This is a genomic window from Kitasatospora sp. NPDC088264, from assembly GCF_040685715.1.
In the GTDB taxonomy this organism is placed as follows: Bacteria; Actinomycetota; Actinomycetes; order Streptomycetales; family Streptomycetaceae; genus Kitasatospora.
In genome coordinates, this window is the sequence record NZ_JBFBIR010000013.1 from 45,080 (window position 1) to 65,318 (window position 20,239).

21 protein-coding genes and 1 riboswitch are annotated in these 20,239 nt (G+C 73.3%); of the genes, 17 read left to right on the top strand and 4 right to left on the bottom strand.

Translation table 11 applies throughout. The annotated features are described in order from the left end of the window. Positions 1 to 37: 37 nt before the first annotated feature. Entirely contained in the window at positions 38 to 2,266 is a 2,229-nt protein-coding gene (locus AB0O82_RS13260) for a regulator (RefSeq protein ID WP_363583098.1), read from the bottom strand. Between the two features lie 252 nt (positions 2,267 to 2,518). On the opposite strand from AB0O82_RS13260, the gene AB0O82_RS13265 reads away from it, so the two are divergent. The 5 genes from AB0O82_RS13265 to mltG (AB0O82_RS13285) all read left to right on the top strand — a co-directional run bounded on the left by AB0O82_RS13265 (position 2,519) and on the right by mltG (AB0O82_RS13285) (position 7,959). Then, on the top strand, positions 2,519 to 2,998 hold the full coding sequence (locus tag AB0O82_RS13265; protein WP_363583100.1) for a DUF948 domain-containing protein: 480 nt from the start codon (positions 2,519 to 2,521) through the stop codon (positions 2,996 to 2,998). 4 nt (positions 2,999 to 3,002) lie between these two features. Further along, entirely contained in the window at positions 3,003 to 3,446 is a 444-nt protein-coding gene (locus tag AB0O82_RS13270) for a DUF6167 family protein (RefSeq protein WP_363583102.1), read from the top strand. Further along, positions 3,446 to 6,115: an alanine--tRNA ligase gene (gene alaS, locus AB0O82_RS13275; protein WP_363583104.1), complete on the top strand. Its 2,670-nt coding sequence runs from the start codon at positions 3,446 to 3,448 to the stop codon at positions 6,113 to 6,115. Before AB0O82_RS13270 ends, alaS begins: the two co-directional genes overlap by 1 nt. A 17-nt stretch (positions 6,116 to 6,132) precedes the next feature. Further along, the gene (gene ruvX, locus AB0O82_RS13280; protein WP_244293307.1) at positions 6,133 to 6,603 is read left to right on the top strand and encodes a Holliday junction resolvase RuvX; all 471 of its coding nucleotides are present in this window, start codon (positions 6,133 to 6,135) and stop codon (positions 6,601 to 6,603) included. Positions 6,604 to 6,696: 93 nt separating this feature from the next. Beyond that, entirely contained in the window at positions 6,697 to 7,959 is a 1,263-nt protein-coding gene (gene mltG, locus AB0O82_RS13285) for an endolytic transglycosylase MltG (protein WP_363583106.1), read from the top strand. Positions 7,960 to 8,119: 160 nt separating this feature from the next. On the opposite strand, the gene AB0O82_RS13290 is transcribed toward mltG (AB0O82_RS13285), so the two are convergent. Continuing rightward, a complete protein-coding gene (locus AB0O82_RS13290; protein ID WP_363583108.1) occupies positions 8,120 to 8,611 on the bottom strand; it encodes a hypothetical protein in 492 nt (163 codons plus the stop codon). Between AB0O82_RS13290 and mltG (AB0O82_RS13295) the strand changes: the two genes are divergently transcribed. The 8 genes from mltG (AB0O82_RS13295) (at position 8,600) to AB0O82_RS13330 (ending at position 16,239) form a co-directional block, all read left to right on the top strand. Further along, positions 8,600 to 10,093, top strand: coding sequence for an endolytic transglycosylase MltG (gene mltG / locus AB0O82_RS13295; protein WP_363583110.1), 1,494 nt, complete (start codon positions 8,600 to 8,602; stop codon positions 10,091 to 10,093). The genes AB0O82_RS13290 and mltG (AB0O82_RS13295) overlap by 12 nt on opposite strands. 34 nt (positions 10,094 to 10,127) lie before the next feature. Further along, entirely contained in the window at positions 10,128 to 10,958 is an 831-nt protein-coding gene (locus AB0O82_RS13300; RefSeq protein WP_363583112.1) for a shikimate dehydrogenase, read from the top strand. Between the two features lie 209 nt (positions 10,959 to 11,167). Continuing rightward, positions 11,168 to 12,352, top strand: a complete 1,185-nt coding sequence (gene aroC, locus AB0O82_RS13305; RefSeq protein ID WP_350877858.1) for a chorismate synthase — start codon at positions 11,168 to 11,170, stop codon at positions 12,350 to 12,352. Then, a complete protein-coding gene (locus AB0O82_RS13310) occupies positions 12,349 to 12,870 on the top strand; it encodes a shikimate kinase (protein ID WP_063346780.1) in 522 nt (173 codons plus the stop codon). Before aroC ends, AB0O82_RS13310 begins: the two co-directional genes overlap by 4 nt. Beyond that, positions 12,863 to 13,972, top strand: coding sequence for a 3-dehydroquinate synthase (gene aroB / locus AB0O82_RS13315; protein ID WP_363583114.1), 1,110 nt, complete (start codon positions 12,863 to 12,865; stop codon positions 13,970 to 13,972). Before AB0O82_RS13310 ends, aroB begins: the two co-directional genes overlap by 8 nt. A gap of 8 nt (positions 13,973 to 13,980) precedes the next feature. After that, on the top strand, positions 13,981 to 14,409 hold the full coding sequence (gene aroQ / locus AB0O82_RS13320; RefSeq protein ID WP_063350970.1) for a type II 3-dehydroquinate dehydratase: 429 nt from the start codon (positions 13,981 to 13,983) through the stop codon (positions 14,407 to 14,409). Between the two features lie 79 nt (positions 14,410 to 14,488). Beyond that, positions 14,489 to 15,349, top strand: coding sequence for an AAA family ATPase (locus tag AB0O82_RS13325; protein ID WP_363583116.1), 861 nt, complete (start codon positions 14,489 to 14,491; stop codon positions 15,347 to 15,349). 80 nt (positions 15,350 to 15,429) lie between these two features. Beyond that, complete coding sequence (locus AB0O82_RS13330) at positions 15,430 to 16,239, top strand: DNA-formamidopyrimidine glycosylase family protein (protein WP_363583118.1); 810 nt, start codon at positions 15,430 to 15,432, stop codon at positions 16,237 to 16,239. Positions 16,240 to 16,293: 54 nt separating this feature from the next. Here the strand turns inward: AB0O82_RS13330 and AB0O82_RS13335 are convergent, their stop codons facing one another. Continuing rightward, entirely contained in the window at positions 16,294 to 16,677 is a 384-nt protein-coding gene (locus AB0O82_RS13335) for a metalloregulator ArsR/SmtB family transcription factor (protein WP_363583120.1), read from the bottom strand. Positions 16,678 to 16,758: 81 nt separating this feature from the next. Next, a riboswitch (cobalamin riboswitch) is annotated at positions 16,759 to 16,973 on the top strand. Positions 16,974 to 17,002: 29 nt separating this feature from the next. On the opposite strand from AB0O82_RS13335, the gene AB0O82_RS13340 reads away from it, so the two are divergent. Next, positions 17,003 to 18,115 (top strand): HoxN/HupN/NixA family nickel/cobalt transporter, encoded by a 1,113-nt coding sequence (locus AB0O82_RS13340; protein ID WP_363583272.1) that lies wholly within the window; start codon positions 17,003 to 17,005, stop codon positions 18,113 to 18,115. A 113-nt stretch (positions 18,116 to 18,228) separates the two neighbouring features. Here AB0O82_RS13340 and rpmG read toward each other — a convergent pair whose 3' ends face one another. Further along, positions 18,229 to 18,393: a 50S ribosomal protein L33 gene (gene rpmG / locus AB0O82_RS13345; RefSeq protein WP_363583122.1), complete on the bottom strand. Its 165-nt coding sequence runs from the start codon at positions 18,391 to 18,393 to the stop codon at positions 18,229 to 18,231. 125 nt (positions 18,394 to 18,518) lie between these two features. Here rpmG and rpmB point away from each other — a divergent pair, with 125 nt between their 5' ends. From rpmB to AB0O82_RS13360, 3 genes are read left to right on the top strand one after another with little or no spacing between them, the layout of a single operon-like run. After that, a complete protein-coding gene (rpmB, locus tag AB0O82_RS13350; protein WP_363583124.1) occupies positions 18,519 to 18,755 on the top strand; it encodes a 50S ribosomal protein L28 in 237 nt (78 codons plus the stop codon). After that, positions 18,755 to 19,060, top strand: a complete 306-nt coding sequence (rpsN, locus tag AB0O82_RS13355; protein ID WP_363583126.1) for a 30S ribosomal protein S14 — start codon at positions 18,755 to 18,757, stop codon at positions 19,058 to 19,060. Before rpmB ends, rpsN begins: the two co-directional genes overlap by 1 nt. Beyond that, positions 19,057 to 20,232 (top strand): GTP-binding protein, encoded by a 1,176-nt coding sequence (locus AB0O82_RS13360; protein ID WP_363583128.1) that lies wholly within the window; start codon positions 19,057 to 19,059, stop codon positions 20,230 to 20,232. Before rpsN ends, AB0O82_RS13360 begins: the two co-directional genes overlap by 4 nt. The last annotated feature ends 7 nt before the right edge of the window (positions 20,233 to 20,239 follow it).

Below are 20,239 nucleotides of genomic sequence, written 5' to 3' on the forward strand. Positions count from 1 at the left end.
CGGGTGGTTCCTTGCCTCCTCAAGCAATCGGCAAGTTTCAGCTATTCCTGGCCGGTGCGGGCGTCGGTGCGGACGGCACCGAGCAGGGCCCGGACCCGGGCTCCGGGCCGCCCGCCGGCCCGCTGCCGCCCAGCGCCCGGGAGACCGCCGCGTCCAGGTCGAGCCGGGCCCCGGCCTGGTAGCACCGCTCGTACTCCTGCGCGGTCAGCCCCGCCCGGGCCCGCTCCGCGCACTCCTGGTGCGGGCCGAAGAAGGACCGCGAGCCCAGGAAGGGCAGGCCGACCGCGCCCCAGATCCGGTGCGCGGCGCCCTGCAGCACCCGGGCCCCGCCCAGGTCGCCCGGCGCGCCCGGCTCGGTCTCCAGCAGCGCCAGCAGGTCGATCGCCAGCGCGATGCCCAGCAGGTCGTGGAACAGGTGGTTCAGCCGCAGGCCCTCCCGGGCCAGGGCGCGGGCCGCCCGGACTGCGCCGTCCATCCAGTGCGCGTACGCCATCGCGTACAGCACGTACGCGTACGCCCACTGCTCGCCGTGCTCCTCGCACAGCTCGCGGGCCTGGCCGAACCAGAGCTCCCCGCTCTCCGGATCCCCCTGGAAGAGGTACGCGAGGCCCAGCTCGACCATGGCCAGCACGACGTTGCTGTTGAGCTCGCCGATCGTCCGGTAGTGCCAGAGCGCCTCCTCGAACAGCTCGGCGGCGCGGTCCGGCTCGTCGCCGATCAGGGCCGCGCTGCCCTGCCGGTGGACGGCGTAGGCCAGCGCCCGGTCGTCGCCGGTGTCCAGGGCCTGGCGGCGGCACTCCTCCAGTGCCGGGCGGGCCGTCTCCAGGTCGCCTTGCAGGGTGGCCAGATGGCCGGTCACCCAGAGGGCCTTGGCGCGGGCCTCGGTCGGCTCGCGGTCCAGGGCGAGCGCGCGGTCCAGCCAGTGCCGCCCCTCGCCGAGGTGGCCGCAGCCGACCCAGTAGAACCACAGCGTGCCCGCCAGCAGCAGGGCGATCTGCTCCTCGCCGGGCTCGGCGAGGCAGAACTCCAGCGCCGCGCGGAGGTTGGGGTGGGCGAGTTCGGTGCGCTCGGCGGTCTCGGCCTGCCGGGGCCCGAACCACTCGACCTCGCCCCAGGTGGCCACGCCCAGGTACCAGTCGCGGTGGCGGCGCAGCAGCCGCTGCTCCTGGCCGGCGGCCCGCAGCCACTGGCCGCCGTAGTCGCGCAGGGTGTCCAGCAGCCGGAAGCGGACGCCGAAGGCGCTGTCCTCGCCCAGCACCACGGACTTGCCGACCAGTTCGTCGAGCAGGTCGAGCACGTCCTCGGCCTCCAGGCCGTCACCGGCGCAGACGTACTCGGCGGCCTCCAGGTCGAAACTGCCGGCGAAGACCGACAGGCGGGCCCAGAGTAAACGTTCCTGCACGGTGCAGAGCTCATGGCTCCAACCGATCGTGGTGCGCAGCGCCCGGTGCCGCGGCAGGGCCGTCCGGGAGCCGCCGGTGAGCAGCCGGAACCGGTCGTCCAGCCGGGCGGTGATCTGCTCCACCGACAGCGCGCGCAGCCGCCCGGCCGCCAGCTCCACCGCCAGCGGGAGGCCGTCCAGACGGCGGCAGAGCAGGCTCACCGCCTCGGCGTCGGCCTCGGTCAGCGCGAAGGAGGGCAGCACCGCCCGGGCCCGCTCGGCGAACAGCCGCACCGCGTCCGGCAGTCCGCCCGGATCGCTCGGACCGCCCGGATCGCTCGGCCGCGGGTCGACCGGCAGCGGGGCCAGGGTGAGCAGGTGCTCGCCCGAGGCCCGCAGCGCGGCGCGGCTGGTGGTCAGCACCCGGAGGCTGGGCAGCGCCCGCAGCAGCGCGTCCGCCAGTTCGGCGCAGGCCTGCACCAGGTGCTCGCAGCCGTCCAGCACCAGCAGCGTGCACCGGCCGGACAGCCGCTCGGTGAGCAGGTCGAGCGGCGGGCGGGCGGTGCCGTCGGTCAGCCGCAGCGCCTCCAGCACCGCGCGGCCGAGCAGCAGCGGGTCCTGCACCGGGGCCAGCTCGACCAGCCAGGTGCCGTCCGGGAAGGCGCCGGCCGCCCGGGCGGCGGCGCGCAGGGCCAGTCGGCTCTTGCCCACCCCGCCCGGCCCGGTCACCGTCACCAGCCGGGCGCCGGCCAGCAGGCCCGCCAGCTCGGCCAGCTCCCGCTGCCGCCCGACGAAGCCCGTCACCTCGGCCGGCAGCCGACCGGGCTCCGGCTCGCGCGGCCGCGCCGCGGGTTCCCCGGACTGTGCTCTCCAGTCGCCGGCCAAGCGCTGCTCCCCGTGTTCCTGGCCCGGACCGTCGGGGCCCGGACGTTCGTCGGGCCGTACGGGCGACGGCCCGCCTGGCAGAACGAGGTGACCGGCCGGTAGGTTACGCGCGCGGTTCGCACATCCGACCGGTTCGGCCGGGGGCCGACGCGACGGCGGACCCCGGGGCCCGGCGACAACCCGGTCCGGAAACCGGGCGTGGGCGCGATAGGGTTCCGTTTGGAGAACAGCAAGGCGAGGGAGCGCGCAAAGGTGTCCGTGGGAGAGCTGGCCGGGTTGCTCGTCGCCGTGTTCTGGGCGGTCCTGGTCACCCTGCTCGCCGTGGTGCTGGTCCGCCTCTCGCGAGTGCTGAAGGAGGCCACTGTCCTCGTCTCCGCCGTCACCGAGCAGGCCGTCCCGCTGCTGAGCGACGCGGGCGCCGCCGTGCGCAGTGCCAACCAGCAGCTGGAGCGGGTGGACGAGATCACCGCCAACGTGCAGGACGCCGCCGCCAACGCCAACGCGCTCTCCTCCACCGTCGCCGCCACCCTGGGCGGGCCGCTGGTGAAGGTCGCGGCCTTCAGTTACGGCGTCCGCAAGGCCGTCGCCAAGCAGCAGGGCGGCCAGCCGTCCGTGCCGTCGCAGAGCGGCGAGCGCGAGGAGCTGGCCCGGCTGATCCGGGCCGAGGTGCGCGCCGCGACCGCGCCCAGGAACGGCCTGTTCTCCCGGGTCCGGCGCGCGGTGAGGGGCTGACGGCATGGTGCGACGCGTCTTCTGGATGGCGGTCGGCGCCGGTGCGACCGTGTGGGCCATGAACAAGGCCAACGAGGCCGTGCACCGGCTCACCCCGGACAGCCTCTCCGGCACCGCCACGCGCGGTGCGCTGCACCTGGGCGACCTGGCCAAGCAGTTCGCCCAGGACGTGCGGGCCGGCATGGCCGAGCGCGAGGAGCAGCTGAAGGACGACCTCGGACTGCACGGCACCGCCGTCGTCGAGCCCGGGAGCACCCGCCGGGTCCTGCGCGGCGAGCCGCAGTACCGAGCTATCTCGGCGGCGCCCGGCAGCCCGGCCGCCGCCCTGCCCCCGTCCGGCCCCCGCCCCGTATCCCGTGGGGCCCGCACCACCACCCGAGCCATTGAAGAAACGCCCCGCCGCGCCCTGCCGCAGCGGGGCGGCACCCCGAACCGGAAGGACCAATAATGGAGTCGGCTGAGATCCGCCGCCGCTGGCTGCGCTTCTTCGAGGAGCGCGGCCACACCGTCGTTCCGTCGGCGTCCCTGGTCGCCGACGACCCCACCCTGCTGCTGGTCAACGCCGGCATGGTGCCGTTCAAGCCCTACTTCCTGGGCGAGGTCAAGCCGCAGTTCTCGCGCGCCACCAGCGTCCAGAAGTGCGTGCGCACCCTGGACATCGAGGAGGTCGGGAAGACCACCCGGCACGGCTCCTTCTTCCAGATGTGCGGCAACTTCTCCTTCGGCGACTACTTCAAGGAAGGCGCCATCAAGTTCGCGTGGGAGCTGCTCACCAGCTCCGTCGCGGACGGTGGCTACGGCCTGGAGAAGGAGAAGCTCTGGATCACCGTCTACCAGGACGACGACGAGGCCGAGCTGATCTGGCGTGACGTCATCGGCGTCCCGTCCGAGCGCATCCAGCGCCTCGGCATGAAGGACAACTTCTGGTCGATGGGCGTCCCCGGCCCCTGCGGCCCGTGCTCGGAGATCAACTACGACCGCGGCTCCGCGTACGGCGAGGAGGGCGGCCCGGCCGTCAACGGCGAGCGCTACCTGGAGATCTGGAACCTGGTCTTCATGCAGTACGAGCGCGGCCACGGCGACGGCAAGGACGGCTTCGAGATCCTCGGCGACCTGCCGAGCAAGAACATCGACACCGGCCTCGGCCTGGAGCGCCTCGCCGCCATCCTCCAGGGCGTCGACAACCTCTTCGAGATCGACACCAGTCGGATGATCCTCGACCGCGCCGCCGAGCTCACCGGCCACACCTACGGCGCCGACCACAAGTCGGACGTCTCGCTGCGCGTGGTCACCGACCACATCCGCACCGCGCTGATGCTGATCGGCGACGGCGTCACCCCCGGCAACGAGGGCCGCGGCTACGTGCTGCGCCGCATCCTGCGCCGCGCCATCCGCAACATGCGCCTGCTGGGCGCCACCGGCGTGGTGGCCAAGGACCTCACCGACATCGCCATCAAGGCGATGGCTCCGCAGTACCCGGAGCTGGAGAGCGACCGCAAGCGCATCGAGACGGTCGTCGTCGGCGAGGAGGCGGCCTTCCTGCAGACCCTCAAGGCCGGCACCAGCCTGCTGGACGCCGCGGTCACCGAGACCAAGCAGGCCGGCGGCGCGGTCCTCTCCGGGGACCAGGCCTTCAAGCTGCACGACACCTACGGCTTCCCGATCGACCTCACCCTGGAGATGGCCGAGGAGCAGGGCCTCCAGGTGGACGAGGCCGGCTTCCGCCGTCTGATGCAGGAGCAGCGCAACCGCGCCAAGGCGGACGCCAAGGCCAAGAAGATGGGCCACGCCGACGTCGCCGCGTACCGCGAGGTCGCCGACAAGTCCGGCGCGAGCGTCTTCACCGGCTACAACCTCACCGAGGGCGAGGCCAGCGTCGTCGGCCTGCTGGTGGACGGCGTTCCGGCGCCGGCCGCCTCCGAGGGCGACGAGGTCGAGATCATCCTCGACCGCACCCCGTTCTACGCCGAGGGCGGCGGCCAGCTCGCCGACCACGGCCGGATCCGGCTGGAGTCCGGCGCGGTGGTGGAGATCCGCGACGTGCAGCAGCCCGTCCCGGGTGTCATCGTGCACTCCGGCGGGGTGCTGTTCGGCGAGGTCGTGCTCGGCGCCTCGGCGTACGCCACGATCGACACCGAGCGCCGCCGGGCGATCGCCCGCGCCCACTCGGCCACCCATCTGACCCACCAGGCGCTGCGTGACGCGCTCGGCCCGACGGCCGCCCAGGCCGGTTCCGAGAACGCCCCCGGCCGCTTCCGCTTCGACTTCGGCTCGCCCGCCGCCGTCCCGGGCACCGTGCTGGTCGACGTCGAGCAGAAGATCAACGACGTGCTGGGTCGCGAACTCGACGTCACCGCCGAGGTCATGACGATGGATCAGGCCCGCAAGGCCGGCGCCATCGCGATGTTCGGCGAGAAGTACGGCGACGAGGTCCGGGTCGTCACCATCGGTGACTTCTCCAAGGAGCTGTGCGGTGGCACGCACGTCGGCAACACCGCCCAGCTGGGCCTGGTCAAGCTGCTCGGCGAGTCCTCGATCGGCTCCGGCGTGCGTCGCGTCGAGGCGCTGGTCGGCGTCGACGCGTACAAGTTCCTGGCCCGCGAGCACACCGTGGTCTCCCAGCTGACCGAGCTGGTCAAGGGGCGCCCGGAGGAGCTGCCGGAGAAGATCTCGGGCATGCTCGCCAAGCTCAAGGACGCCGAGAAGGAGATCGAGCGCTTCCGCGCCGAGAAGGTGCTGGCCGCCGCGGCGGGTCTGGCCGACTCGGCCGAGGACGTGCACGGCATCTCGGTGGTCGCCGCGCAGGTCGCCGACGGCGTGGGCGCGGACGAGCTGCGCAAGCTGGTGCTGGACGTGCGAGGCCGCCTCGGCTCGCGCCCGGCCGTGGTCGCCGCCTTCACCGTGGCGAACGACCGCCCGCTGACCGTGATCGCCACCAACGAGGACGCCCGCGCCCGCGGCATCAAGGCCGGCGAGCTGGTCCGGGTCGCCGCCAAGACCCTCGGCGGCGGCGGTGGCGGCAAGGACGACGTCGCCCAGGGCGGCGGCTCCAACCCGGCCGCGGTCGGCGAGGCCGTCGCCGCGGTGCGCGGCCTGGTCGCGGAGCGCGCCAGCTGATGGTCGAGGAGCCTCAGGTGGAGCGGCCCTTCCGACGGGGGCGGCGGATCGCCGTCGACGTCGGTGACGCCCGGATCGGGGTCGCGTCCTGCGACCCCGACGGGGTGCTCGCCACGCCCGTGGAGACCGTTCCGGCCGGGGTGAAGTCGCAGGCCAGGATCGCCGCCATCGTCGAGGAGTACGACGCGGTGGAGGTGATCGTCGGGCTGCCCCGCTCGCTGAGCGGCAAGGAGGGCCCGGCGGCGGAGAAGGTCCGCGCCTACGCGACGCGGCTGGCCAACCGGCTGTACCCGGTGCCGGTCCGGCTGGTCGACGAGCGGATGTCGACCGTCACCGCCACCCACGGGCTGCGCGCCTCGGGCGTCAAGGCGAAGAAGGGCCGCTCGGTGGTCGACCAGGCCGCCGCGGTGGTGATCCTGCAGACCGCCCTTGAGTCCGAACGGGTGAGCGGGAACCCGCCTGGTGAGAGCGTCGAGGCGGTCGGCTGACCGGCCTGATCTAACGTCCCGTCGAGGGGTCCGTGCGGACGCGTCCGCACGGACCCCTTCGAACGTTTCGGCACTGCCGAGGGGACGCGAGCCATGACCGACCAGGACTTCCACCCGGGGCTCACGCCCGGGCACCTGGGTGCGCCGGTGCTGGAGCCGGAGGGCCGGCCGCCGGGCGCGCCCCGCATGCGCCCCGATGCACCCGATCCGCACCGACGGCGTAACGGACTGGCCTGCGCGCTCACCGCGCTCGCCCTGGTCGCGGTGTTCGGCGGGGCGGGCCTCGCCGGGTACACCTGGTTCCAGGGACAGCGCACACCCCCGGCCGCCGCCGACTACGCGGGGCAGGGCACCGGCAGCGTCCAGGTCTCGGTGCCGGAGGGCGCGGGCCTGTCCCAGATCGCGTCCGCCCTGGTCCGCAACGGGGTGGTGGCCAGCTCGCTCGCCTTCACCCGGGCGGCCAAGGGCAGCGCCGCGGCTGCCGGGCGGATCCAGCCCGGCACCTACACCCTGAAGCAGCGGATGTCGGCCGCGGCCGCGCTGACCGTGCTGATCGACCCGGCCAACGCCAACGGCCTGACCATCCCCGAGGGCTGGCGCGGCTACCAGATCTACGTGGCCATCGACCACAAGCTGCGCCTGCCGGAGGGCACCACCCAGCGCACCGCCCAGGAGCAGGGCGCCGAACTGGGTCTGCCGGACTTCGCCAAGGGCAGCCCCGAGGGCTACCTCTTCCCCGCGACGTACAGCGTCACCGACGGGACCACCGCGATCGACCTGCTGAAACAGATGGTGGAGCGGGCCGGCAAGGAGTTCAGCCGGGACGACGCGAACGTCGTCGCGCAGAACCTCGGGCAGAGCCTGTACGGGCTGGTCACCGTGGCCAGCATGGTCCAGGGCGAGGCCGACAACAACGAGGACATGGGCAAGGTGGCGCGGGTCATCTACAACCGGCTCGCCAAGGGCATGCCGCTGCAGCTCGACTCCACGATCAACTACGCGCTCGGCCGGTCGACCCTGAACACCACCGTCACCGACACCCGGCTGGACTCCCCGTACAACACCTACCTGCACCCCGGGCTGCCGCCCACGCCGATCTCCAACCCGGGGCGGCAGGCGATCATGGCGGCGCTGGACCCGGCGCAGGGGGACTGGCTCTACTTCGTCACCGTGAAACCGGGGGACACCCGCTTCACCGACAGCTTCGACGTGCAGCAGCGCAACGTCGCCGAGTTCAACGCCAACCGGGCGTCGGCGAAGCCGAGTGCCTCGGCCCTGCCGTCGGCTTCGGCCGGCGCGTCCGCCCCCGCCTCCGGGCCGCCGGCGCCGGCGCCCGAGCCGAGCGCGGGCGGGTGAGGTCGGACACTGACGGCACGTCCGCCCTGCCGGGGGCACGTGTGCGGTACGGTAACGTCTCCTCCCAGGCGCTGCGCTAGCACGCCGGTTCGAGAATCAGCCGGGACCGCGTCCCGGACGGCCGGTCCGATCCTCCGGCCGTCTTCGTCGGTTAAGGGGATCAATGACCGATCTGGGTCGGGGCTACGGCCCCCAGGGCTCTGAGCCGTGGCACCCCGGTGACCCCGGGTACGGCGGCCAGCAGCCGGTCCCCGGCCAGCAGGACGGCCAGTGGCAGCAGTATCCCCAGCAGGGCGAGCCGGTCCAGCAGTATCCCCAGCAGCAGGGCGAGCCGGTCCAGCAGCCGTACGGAGACATGCAGCAGCAGGGGTATCCGCAGCAACAGCAGCAGATGCAGCAGATGCCGCAGCAGGGGTACCCGCAGGGGTATCAGCAGCAGGGGTTCCCGGGCGGACAGCAGCAGTACCCGCAGCAGCAGGTGCCCCAGCAGCAGATGCAGCAGCAGGGCTACCCGCAGCAGGGGTATCCGCAGCAACAGCAGCAGATGCAGCAGATGCCGCAGCAGGGGTACCCGCAGGGGTATCAGCAGCAGGGGTTCCCGGACGGTCAGCAGCAGCCGGGTATGGCGCAGCAGCCGGGTATGGCGCAGCAACCGGGCATGGCGCAGCAGCAGGGGATGGCCCCGCAGCAGCCCCAACAGCTTCAGCAGCCCGGTGCGCAGCAGCAGCCGGGCATCCCGCAGCAGGGCGCGCAGCCCGGGCGGCGGCGTCGCGCGGCGCCGGAGCCCGAGCCGGTCGCGCCCGTCAGCGGCCCCGGCCCGGACGGCATCGACTGGGAGGCCGAGGCCGCCGCGCTGGAGGCCGGCGCCGACCCGGTCGGCGGGCACGCGCCCGAGACCGACGAGTGGGACGGCCACCCGGACGGCTTCCAGGAGGACGGCCACCACGAGGACGCCGAGCACCGCGACGAGGACGGCCACGCCGAGCAGGATGGCTTCCTCGGCGAGGAGGACTCCTCCCGCGACGCGCAGAAGAAGCGCAAGGAGAAGGGCAAGAAGTCCGGCCGCCGCAACGGCGGGGCCTGCTTGCTGGTCGCGCTGGTGCTGGTCGGCGCCCTGGGCGGGGCCGGCTGGTGGGGCTACGGCTTCTACCAGGACCACTTCGGCCCGCCGCCGGACTTCACGGGCGAGGGCGGCAGCCCCGTCCAGGTCGAGGTCAAGTCGGGTGCGGTCGGCGGTCAGATCGGCCTGGCGCTGAAGAACGCCGGCGTGGTCAAGAGCGTCGACGCCTTCGGCAAGGTCTGTTCCGCCGAGCCGAAGTGCACGACCATCCAGCCGGGCTTCTACTCGCTGAAGAAGGAGCTGCCGGCCGCCACCGCGCTGAGCGAGCTGCTCAACGGGGCCGGCGGTGCGGCGCTGGTCATCCCCGAGGGCAAGACCGCCGCGGACATCTACACCCTGATCGACGGGAAGCTGAAGCTGCCGCAGGGCACCACGGCGGGTGTCGCCAAGGCCCAGGTCGGCAGCCTCGGCCTGCCGGCGTACGCGAACGGCAACGTCGAGGGCTTCCTCTGGCCGACCCGGTACAACATCGCCGACGGCATGAAGCCCGAGGACCTGCTCAAGCAGATGGTGAAGAACGCCACCGACAAGTACGCGACGCTGGACGCCGACGCGTCCAAGGCGGGCCTCAAGAACGCGTACGAGGTGGTCATCGAGGCGAGCATCCTGCAGCGCGAGGGCAACAACGTCGAGGACTTCGGCAAGATGGCCAGGACCATCCAGAACCGGCTGGCGAGCGATGCCGTGCGCCACACGCTCGGCATGGACACCACGCTGCAGTACTCGCTGGGCCGCAAGGACCTGGACAAGAAGGACATCAACGACGGGTCCAACAAGTACAACACCTACATCAACCCGGGTCTGCCGCCGACGCCGATCTCCAACCCCGGCGACGACGCGCTCAAGGCGGTGCTCAACCCGGCGGACGGCAAGTGGCTGTACTTCATCGCGATGTCCCCGATCAAGACCCTCTTCGCCGAGACGGACAAGGAGCACGCGGCCAACGTCGAGGCGTACTGCCGGGCGGCGGGCCAGGGCTTCGACAAGGTCGGTCTCCACTGCACCACCAAGTAGCCGCCACCGCACCGCCGTTCACGGAGGAGCAGCGTTGACCAGCAAGCACCGGGCCGCCGTCCTCGGCTCGCCGATCGCCCACTCGCTCTCGCCGGACCTGCACCGGGCCGCCTTCGCGGCGCTCGGGCTGGACGGCTGGCGCTACGACCGCTTCGAGGTCGACGAGGCCGGCCTGCCCGGCTTCCTCGCCGGGCTGGACGAGGCCGAGTGGGCCGGGTTGTCGCTGACCATGCCGCTGAAGCGGGCGATCATCCCGCTGCTGGACGAGGTCAGCGCGACGGCCCGCGCGGTGGACGCGGTGAACACCGTGGTGTTCACCGCCGACGGGCGGCGCACCGGGGACAACACCGACGTCCCCGGGCTGGTGAACGCGCTGCGCGAGCGGGGCATCACCGAGGTGCCGGCCGCGGCCGTGCTGGGTGCCGGGGCCACCGCCTCCTCGGCGCTGGCGGCGCTGGCCCAGGTCTGCACCGGCGAGGTGACCGTCTACGTGCGCAGCGCGGAGCGGGCCCGGGAGATGGCCGAGCTGGGCGAGCGGCTGGGCGTCGCCGTGCGCACCGCCGACTGGGAGCGCGGCGCGGAGGCGCTGGCGCGGCCGCTGACCGTCTCGACCACGCCGGTCGGTGCGACCGACGCCTTCGCCGGGGCACTGCCCGCCGCGCCGGGGGCGCTGTTCGACGTGCTGTACCACCCGTGGCCGACGGCGCTGGCCGAGGCCTGCGCCGCGCGCGGGGCGACCGTCCTGGGCGGGCTGGACCTGCTGGTGCACCAGGCGGTGCTGCAGAGCGAGGCCTTCACCGGGCGGGCGCCGGGGCCGCTGGCGGCGATGCGCGAGGCGGGCGAGAAGGCCCTCGCCGGGCGCTGAGGCCGGGCCGGTGGCCGGATCGCGCCGACCACCGCCCGGCCGGGTGGCCGGAATCGTGCCGACCACCGTCCCGCCGACTGGCCGGTTGCCGTCCGTCACGCGGACTGGGCCTCCGGGTGCCGCCGGGACGTGAAAGGATTCAGGGGAAAAGGCACGCCCGGGCGGGCCCCGGCAGGTGCCGAGGCCGGTCCGCTGATGAAGGAGCTCCGTTGGGTACGTTGCGCTGGCTGACGGCGGGGGAGTCGCACGGCCCCGCACTCGTCGCGACGCTGGAAGGCCTGCCCGCCGGTGTACCGGTCACCACCGCGGTGGTGGCCGACGCGCTGGCGCGCCGCCGGCTCGGTTACGGTCGCGGCGCACGGATGAAGTTCGAGCAGGACGAGGTGACGTTCCTCGGCGGCGTCCGGCACGGCGAGACCATGGGCAGCCCGGTGGCGGTCATGGTCGGTAACACCGAGTGGCCGAAGTGGGAGCAGGTCATGTCGGCCGACCCGGTCGACCCCGAGGTGCTGGCCGGTCTGGCCCGCAACGAGGCGCTCACCCGCCCCCGCCCCGGCCACGCCGACCTGGCCGGCATGCAGAAGTACTCGATCGACGAGGCCCGTCCGATCCTGGAGCGCGCCAGCGCCCGTGAGACGGCCGCCCGGGTCGCGCTCGGTGCCGTCGCCCGCGCGTACCTGAAGGAGACCTGCGGGATCGAGATCGTCAGCCACGTGGTCGAGCTGGCCGCCGCCAAGGCCCCGGCCGGTGTGCTGCCGCTGCCCTCGGACGAGGCGCGGCTGGACGCCGACCCGGTCCGCTGCCTGGACGCCGACGCCTCGAAGGCGATGGTCGCCGAGATCGACCAGGCCCACAAGGACGGCGACACCCTCGGCGGCGTGGTCGAGGTGCTCGCGTACGGCGTGCCGGTGGGTCTGGGCTCGCACGTGCACTGGGACCGCCGGCTGGACGCCCGGCTGGCCGCCGCGCTGATGGGCATCCAGGCGATCAAGGGCGTCGAGGTCGGCGACGGCTTCGAGCTGGCCCGGGTGCCCGGCTCGCAGGCGCACGACGAGATCGTCCCGACCCCCGAGGGCGTCAAGCGCACATCCGGCCGCTCCGGCGGCACCGAGGGCGGCCTGACCACGGGCGAGGTGCTGCGGGTGCGTGCCGCCATGAAGCCGATCGCCACCGTGCCGCGGGCGTTGCAGACCCTGGACGTGCGCACCGGCGAGCCGGCCAAGGCGCACCACCAGCGCTCGGACGTCTGCGCCGTGCCGGCCGCCGGGATCGTCGCCGAGGCGATGGTCGCGCTGGTGCTGGCCGACGCGGTGAACGAGAAGTTCGGCGGTGACCACGTCTCCGAGACCCGCCGCAACGTGCAGGGCTACCTCGACAACCTGATCATCCGATGACCGTTCCGGTCGTTGTGCTGGTCGGCCCGCCCGGCAGTGGCAAGTCCACCGTCGGGCGGGCCCTGGCCGAGCGCCTGGGCGTCGGCTTCCGGGACACCGACGCCGACATCGAGGCGCTGGCCGGCAAGCCCATCCCGGAGATCTTCATCGACGAGGGCGAGCCGCACTTCCGCGAGCTGGAGGTCCGGGCCGTGCGCACGGGCGCCACGGAGCACGACGGCGTGCTGGCACTCGGCGGCGGCGCGGTGATGGCCGAGGCCACCCGCGCCCTGCTGCGCGAGCTGCCGGTCGTCTTCCTGGAGGTCCCGCTGGCGGACGCGGTCAAGCGGGTCGGCCTGGACGCCCCGCGCCCGCTGCTGGCCATCAACCCGCGGGCCCGCTGGCGCGAGCTGATGGAGGCCCGCCGGCCCCTCTACCTGGAGGTGGCCACCGCCGTCGTCGACACCGCCGGCCGCACCCCCGAGCAGGTCGCGGACGCCGTACTGGAAGCACTGGAGCTGAAGACCCCCCATGACTGACCCCATCGTCAGGATTCACGTCGGCGGCAGCGCCGGCCACGACCCGTACGACGTGCTGATCGGGCACCAGCTGCTCGGCGAGCTGTCGGCGCTGATCAGTCCCCCCAGTCTGGGGACAAGAGGCGCCAAGCGGGTCGCGATCATCCACCCCGAGGCGCTGGCCGCCACCGCCGACGCCATCCGCGAGGACCTGCTCGGCGAGGGCTACGAGGCGATCGCGCTCCAGGTGCCCAACGCCGAGGACGCCAAGAGCGCCGAGGTCGCCGCGTACTGCTGGTCGGTGCTCGGGCAGACCGGCTTCACCCGCAGCGACGTCGTCGTCGGCCTCGGCGGCGGCGCCACCACCGACCTGGCCGGCTTCGTCGCCGCGACCTGGCTGCGCGGCGTCCGCTGGATCTCCATGCCCACCACGCTGCTCGGCATGGTCGACGCGGCCGTCGGCGGCAAGACCGGCATCAACATCGCCGAGGGCAAGAACATGGTCGGCGCCTTCCACCCGCCGGTGGGCGTGCTGGCCGACCTCGACACCCTGGCGACCGTGCCCAAGCACGACTACGTCTCCGGCCTCGCCGAGGTCATCAAGTGCGGCTTCATCGCCGACCCGGCCATCCTCGACCTGATCGAGGCCGACCCGGAGGGCGCCAAGACCCCGGACGGCACGCACACCGTCGAGCTGATCCGCCGCGCCATCCAGGTCAAGGCCGACGTGGTCTCCGGGGACCTCAAGGAGTCCGGCCGGCGCGAGATCCTCAACTACGGCCACACCCTCGGCCACGCCATCGAGCGCAACGAGCGCTACAAGTGGCGGCACGGCGCCGCGATCTCCATCGGCATGGTCTTCGCCGCCGAACTCGGCCGCCTGGCGGGCCGGTTGGACGACGAGACGGCGGACCGGCACCGCACCGTGCTGGCCTCCGTCGGCCTGCCGCTGCGCTACCAGGCGGACGCCTGGCCGAAGCTGCTGGACGCCATGAAGATCGACAAGAAGTCGCGCGGCGACCTGATCCGCTTCATCGTCCTGGACGGCCTCGGCAAGACCTCCGTCCTGGAGGGCCCCGACCCGTCCCTGCTGGTCGCCGCCTACGCGGAGGTCTCGGCGTGACCAGGGTCATGGTGCTCAACGGCCCCAACCTCGGGCGGCTCGGCAGCCGCGAGCCGGACGTCTACGGCGCCACCTCCTACGCCGGGCTGGTCGAGCGCTGCACCGCGCTCGGCAAGGAGTTCGGCTTCGAGGTCGAGGTGCACGAGACCAACTCCGAGCAGCAGATGGTGGAGTGGCTGCACGAGGCGGCCGACGGCAAGGTGCCCGTGGTGATCAACCCGGGCGCGTTCACGCACTACTCGTACGCGATGCGGGACGCCGCCTCGCAGCGCACCGCGCCGCTGATCGAGGTGCACATCTCCAACCCGTACGCCCGGGAGACCTTCCGGCACACCTCGGTGATCGCCGCGGTGGCCTCCGGCACCATCGCGGGGTTCGGGCTCGGCTCGTACGAGCTGGCCCTGCGCGCCCTGGCCGAGCAACTCACCACGCGCTGACGCCTGGTCAGCGGCCCGGCGGCGGACTGTGCCCGCCGCCGGGCCGCCGTGTAGTCTCCCCGCTGAGAGGTGTCGGGAGGTGACCGTGACGCAGTACGCCGGGGGTGGGCAGGTCCCGCCGCGTCCCGTCGCTCCGCCGGGGCCGCAGCCGTCGGGGGCCGCCGTGCCGCCGCCGGTGCCGCCCGCTCCGGCTCCTGTTCCCGCCGCCGCGCCGCCGGTTCCGGCCGCTCCGGTGCCGCCCGCTCCCGCTCCTGTTGCCGCGCCCGCCCCGGCCGCACCCGCGCCCGGCGCGCCGGTCCCCGTCGGGTCCACCGGGCACTTCGTGCTGCCCTCCGGCACGCCCGTGCAACTCCCCGCCCACCCGCCGCAGCGGCACGCGCCCACCAGTCCGATCGCCGTCCTGCTGATCGGCCCGGCCGGGGCCGGCAAGACCACCGTCGCCCGGTACTGGGCCGAGCGCCGGCCCAGCCCGACCGCGCACATCAGCCTGGACGACGTCCGCGAGTGGGTGCAGTCCGGCTTCGCCAACCCGCAGTCCGGCTGGAACAACGCCTCCGAGGCGCAGTACCGGCTGGCCCGCCGCACCTGCGGCTTCGCCTGCCGCAACTACCTCGCCAACGGCATCTCCTGCATCATCGACGACGCCGTCTTCCCGGACCGCCCGGCCATCGGCCTCGGCGGCTGGAAGCGGCACATCGGCCCCGGCATGATCCCGGTCGTGCTGCTGCCCAGCCTGGACTCCGTGCTGCACCGCAACGCCCGGCGCGGCGGCACCCGGCGGCTCGGTGACGAGGAGGTGGCGCGGATCCACGGCCGGATGGCCGGCTGGTACAACTCCGGGCTGCCGATCATCGACAACTCGTACCTGGACGTGGCTGGCACCGCCGCCGAGCTGGACCGCGTCATCCTGGCCCGGCTGATGGGCATGCCGGTGCGCTGACCTGCGACGATCCGGCGGTGTCGGTGCCGGCTGCGATGATGTGCGGGTCCTGTCGAACCACCCCGGGGGAGCTGACGCCCGTGCCGGAAGGCCACATCATCCACCGCCTCGCCGCCGAGAACCGGAAGGCCTTCGGCGGCCGTCCGGTCGAGGTGTCCAGCCCGCAGGGCCGGTTCGCCGACGAGGCCAAGGCCATCGACGGGCAGCTGCTCACCGCGGCCGAAGCCGTCGGCAAGCACCTGTTCCTCGGCTTCGAGGAGGGCGCCTGGGTGCACGTCCACCTCGGCCTCTACGGCGGCTTCGCCTTCGGTACCGGGCCCGCGCCCGAGCCGGTCGGCCTGGTCCGGCTGCGGCTGGCCAACGACGACGGCTACGCGGACCTGCGCGGCCCCAACACCTGCGCGCTGGTCACCGGCGCGGAGAAGGACGCCGTCGCCGCCCGGCTGGGCCCCGACCCGCTGCGCGCCGACGCCGACCCGCAGGCCGCCTGGCGCCGGATATCGGCCAGCCGGACGACCGTCGCCGCGCTGCTGATGGACCAGAAGGTGCTGGCCGGGGTGGGCAACGTCTACCGGGCCGAGGTGCTGTTCCGCCACGGGATCAACCCGCACCGCGCCGGCCGCGACCTCACCCGGGGCGAGTGGGACGCGATCTGGGCCGACCTGGTCGCCCTGATGCACGAGGGCGTCGGCGCGGGCCGGATCGACACCGTCCGCCCCGAGCACACCCCCGAGGCGATGGGCCGCCCGCCGCGCGTCGACGACCACGGCGGCGAGGTGTACGTCTACCGGCGGGCCGCGATGCCCTGCCTGGTCTGTGGCACCGAGGTCCGGACGGAGCAGCACGCCGCGCGCAACCTCTTCTGGTGCCCCGCCTGCCAGGCGGCCTGACCGCGTTCGAGGGTTGCTCCGGCCGGGCCCCGGCGCGTCCTCCGGAGGAGCCGGTCAGACGACGGCCGCGCTGGGCTCGTGGTGTTCGGCGGCGGCGCACGCGTCGAGGAGGGGGCGCAGGGCCTCGTCCACGAGCCGGTAGCGCACGATCCGCCCGTCCTTGTCCCCGGTGACCACGCCCGCGGTGCGGAGCAGCCGCAGGGCCTGGGACACGGCGGGGTCGCGCATGCCGGTGGCGACGGCGAGGTCGGAGACGGCGAGCGGGCCGGCCCGGTGGAGGGCGAGCAGGAGGGCGAGCCGCCCGGGGTCGGCGAGCAGGGAGAACCGCTCGGCCCAGGTGCGGACGTGCGCGGGGTCGCCGATCGCGGCGATGGCCTCGCAGACCCGGTGTCCGTCGATGGTGCGGTGGCCCGCGCGGTCGGCCGGTACGAGATGCATGCGCACATTGTTGCAGGAGGGGGCCTGTGATCCTGGACACCTGCGCAGGTGCGCAGCCTTGCAAGGGTGGGTCCTGGCCCCTACGGTGTTCCCCGCCGTGGTGCTCGGGAAGACCGGTGACGGATCCTCAGGGGTCCCAGTCCGGAGCGGCCCTCGCCACTGTGATCGGGCCATCGTGATCGTCGACGATGGAGAGACGTCCGTACCCACGACGCCACTGGGAGCCTCGCGCACCTGGGAAGGCGGGTACGGGACCCCCGTAAGCCAGGAGACCGGCCACGGCATCTCACGAAGTGTTTCCACGAGGTGCTGGAGCGTGACCCGAATGACCCTGCCCGAAACCGCCGCCGCCGAGGCGCCGGCGACACCGTCCGTGCTGCCCACGTTCCGCTGGAAGCGCGAGGACACCGTCCGCACGGCCGGGTTGATGGGGGTGATCCTGGCCATGCACGTGGTGGCCTTCGGGACGCTCGTCTTCCTGGTCGCGCCCCACAACTACGCGGTCGGCACCCAGGTCTTCGGGGTGGGCCTCGGGATCACCGCGTACACCCTCGGCATGCGGCACGCCTTCGACGCCGACCACATCGCGGTGATCGACAACACCACCCGCAAGCTGATGGCGGACGGCAAGCGGCCGGTCTCGGTCGGCTTCTGGTTCGCCCTCGGGCACTCCTCGATGGTGGTGCTGATGGCCGCCCTGGTGGCGGGCGGCGCGCAGCTGGCCAGCACGCTGATGGACGACGACTCGGCCACCCACAAGTGGCTCGGGATGGTCGGCACGACGGCCTCCGGCGCGTTCCTCTACCTGATCGGCGCGCTCAACCTGGCCGCGCTGCTCGGCATACTCAAGGTGTTCCGGGCGATGCGGGCCGGGTCGTACGACGAGGCGCAGCTGGAGGAGCACCTCAACTCGCGCGGCTTCATGGCCCGGGTGCTGAACCGGGCGACCCGGTCGATCACCCGGCCCGGGCAGATGTTCCCGGTGGGCATGGTGCTGGGGCTGGGCTTCGACACCGCGACCGAGGTCACCCTGATGGTGATGGCCGGGTCGGGCGCGGCGGCCGGGCTGCCCTGGTACGCGATCGTCTGCCTGCCGCTGCTGTTCGCGGCCGGGATGAGCCTGTTCGACACCCTGGACGGGACGTTCATGAACTTCGCGTACCAGTGGGCCTTCGCGAACCCGGTCCGGAAGGTGTACTACAACCTGACGATCACTGGGCTGTCGATCGCGGTGGCCTTCGTCATCGGCACCATCGAACTGGTCGGCGTGCTGCACGAGAAGCTCGATCTGACCGACCCGGTCACCGGCTGGATCGCGGGCATCTCGCTGGACAACGTCGGCTACGCGATCGCCGGGCTGTTCGTGGTGGTCTGGGCCGCGGCGATCGCCTACTGGAAGCTGGCCCGGGTGGAGAAGCGCTGGGTGGCCGCCGAGTAGCGACGGCTGCGATCAGCGACGGCAGCGATCAGCGACGGCGCCTCCCCCGGGATCCCGGGGGGAGGCGCCGTTTCGTCGCTGCGGGCCGGTGCCGGTCGTCGGGCGGGCGGGGTTCAGCGCTCTTCGCGGAAGTCGACGTGCCGGCGCGCGACCGGGTCGTACTTGCGCAGGACCATCCGGTCCGGGTCGTTGCGGCGGTTCTTGCGGGTCACGTACGTGTAGCCGGTGTCGGCGGTGGAGCGGAGCTTGATGACGGGGCGCAGTTCGCTGCGGGCCATGGGTGTCCTCCCGGGTTGGCGGGGTGTTCGGGGCTGAGGCGAAACCGTACACCGAAATGGAAGTCATTTTCATCTGGTGTAACGTGAGCTCCGTCCCGCCCATTCCCGGACGCCAGGGAGCACCCATGTCCGCCCACTGCCAACTCACCGGCCGCCAACCCGGATTCGGCAACGCGATCTCGCACTCGCACCGCCGCACCCGCCGTCGCTTCGACCCCAACATCCAGCACAAGCGCTACTGGCTGCCCGGTGAGGGCCGGTACGTCCGGCTCACCCTCAGCGCCAAGGGCATCCGCACCATCGACACGATCGGCATCGAGGCCGCCGTCGCCCGCATCCGCGCCCGAGGGGGGAAGGTCTGATGGCCAAGCAGAGCAAGATCGCCAAGAACGAGCAGCGCCGCGCCGTCGTGGCCCGGTACGCCGAGCGCCGCGCCGAGCTCAAGCGGATCATCGCCCACCCCGGCACCGCCCCCGCCGAACGCGCGGACGCCCAGGCCGAACTCGCCCGCCAGCCTCGCGACGCCAGCGCCACCCGGATCCGCAACCGCGACGCCGTCGACGGCCGCCCCCGTGGCTACCTGCGCGCCTTCGGCCTCTCCCGGGTCAACCTCCGCGTTCACGCCCACGCCGGCCACCTGCCCGGCGTCCGCAAGGCCAGCTGGTGAGCGGCGTGGACGGGATCAAACTGCCCGTGGTGGTCGTCGCCGGACTGCACGCCGACGAACGCCGCGCCGCCGTCCGGGAGTTGGCGGCGGCAGCGGTGGACGCGGTGGTCCTCCACCATGACCTGCGGGAGGCCTCGCAGGGCGTCGTCCACCGTGAACTGCGCGACGCGGGAGGCGGGTTCGACGCCGCCGACGTCCCGCTGGTGAACGACTGCCCCTGCTGCGCCCTGCGCGAGGACCTGCTGCCGCGACTGCTGCGGATCGCCGACGAAGGCCGGTACGGGCTCGCGATCGTCGAACTGTGGGGCGGTAGCGACCCGCACCCGGCCGTCGAGGTGATCGCCGGGGGAGAGGCGGACGGCCGCCACCTGGAGGACGCCGTCGAACTCGCGGGCGTGGTCACGGCCGTCGACCCGGACCGGCTGATCGGCGAACTCTCCGTCTCCGACGACCTGGTGGAGCACGGCGAGCACACCGCCGTCCAGGACCAGCGGACCCGCGCGGAGGCGCTCGCCCACCAGGTCGAGTACGCCACCACCCTCGCCGTCCCGCGCGCGACGGCGCACGCGCCCGGGCTCGCGTTGCTCCGCCAGCTCCACCCCACCGCCCGGGTCGTCCGGCTCGGCACCGGGGCGCTCACCCGGGCCGCCCTCGGCGGCTTCGACGTCGCCGCCGCCCGCGACCGGGTCAACCCGGCGATCGCGCTGCTCCCGCAGGAGAGCGACGAGGCCGGCGTCACCACGCTGGTCTGGGAGCGCCGACGCCCGCTGCACCCCGAGCGGCTGCACCGGGCGCTGGAACTGCTCGTCCCCGCCGCCCAGCGCAGCCGCGGCCGCTTCTGGCTGGCCAACCGGCCCGACCTGATGCTCGCCTGGGACGCCGCCGGGGCCAACCTCGCCGTCGAGGAGTGCGGCCCCTGGCTCACCTCCCTGCCCGACGCCGCCTGGGAGCTCTACCCGCCCGCCCGCCGGGCCGCCGCCGCCCTCGACTGGCACCCTCTGCACGGCGACCGGGTGCAGCAGCTCAGCTTCACCGCGGAGGGCCTCGACGTCGACGGCGTCACCGGGCTGCTCGACTCCTGTCTGCTCACCGACGCCGAACTCGCGGCGGGCGAACCCGGCTGGAAGGCCCTGCCGGACGCCTTCCGGGACCTGCTCGACCCCGTTCACTGAGGAGCCG

Excerpts from the sequence above, each read along its gene's own strand:
- AB0O82_RS13270 (WP_363583102.1), top strand. The coding sequence starts at position 3,003 with ATGGTGCGACGCGTCTTCTGGATGGCGGTCGGCGCCGGTGCGACCGTG.
- alaS (WP_363583104.1), top strand. The coding sequence starts at position 3,446 with ATGGAGTCGGCTGAGATCCGCCGCCGCTGGCTGCGCTTCTTCGAGGAG.
- mltG (WP_363583106.1), top strand. The coding sequence starts at position 6,697 with ATGACCGACCAGGACTTCCACCCGGGGCTCACGCCCGGGCACCTGGGT.
- mltG (WP_363583110.1), top strand. The coding sequence starts at position 8,600 with ATGGCGCAGCAACCGGGCATGGCGCAGCAGCAGGGGATGGCCCCGCAG.
- AB0O82_RS13310 (WP_063346780.1), top strand. The coding sequence starts at position 12,349 with ATGACCGTTCCGGTCGTTGTGCTGGTCGGCCCGCCCGGCAGTGGCAAG.
- aroB (WP_363583114.1), top strand. The coding sequence starts at position 12,863 with ATGACTGACCCCATCGTCAGGATTCACGTCGGCGGCAGCGCCGGCCAC.
- aroQ (WP_063350970.1), top strand. The coding sequence starts at position 13,981 with ATGGTGCTCAACGGCCCCAACCTCGGGCGGCTCGGCAGCCGCGAGCCG.
- AB0O82_RS13335 (WP_363583120.1), bottom strand. The coding sequence starts at position 16,677 with ATGCATCTCGTACCGGCCGACCGCGCGGGCCACCGCACCATCGACGGA.
- AB0O82_RS13340 (WP_363583272.1), top strand. The coding sequence starts at position 17,003 with ATGACCCTGCCCGAAACCGCCGCCGCCGAGGCGCCGGCGACACCGTCC.
- rpmG (WP_363583122.1), bottom strand. The coding sequence starts at position 18,393 with ATGGCCCGCAGCGAACTGCGCCCCGTCATCAAGCTCCGCTCCACCGCC.
- rpmB (WP_363583124.1), top strand. The coding sequence starts at position 18,519 with ATGTCCGCCCACTGCCAACTCACCGGCCGCCAACCCGGATTCGGCAAC.
- rpsN (WP_363583126.1), top strand. The coding sequence starts at position 18,755 with ATGGCCAAGCAGAGCAAGATCGCCAAGAACGAGCAGCGCCGCGCCGTC.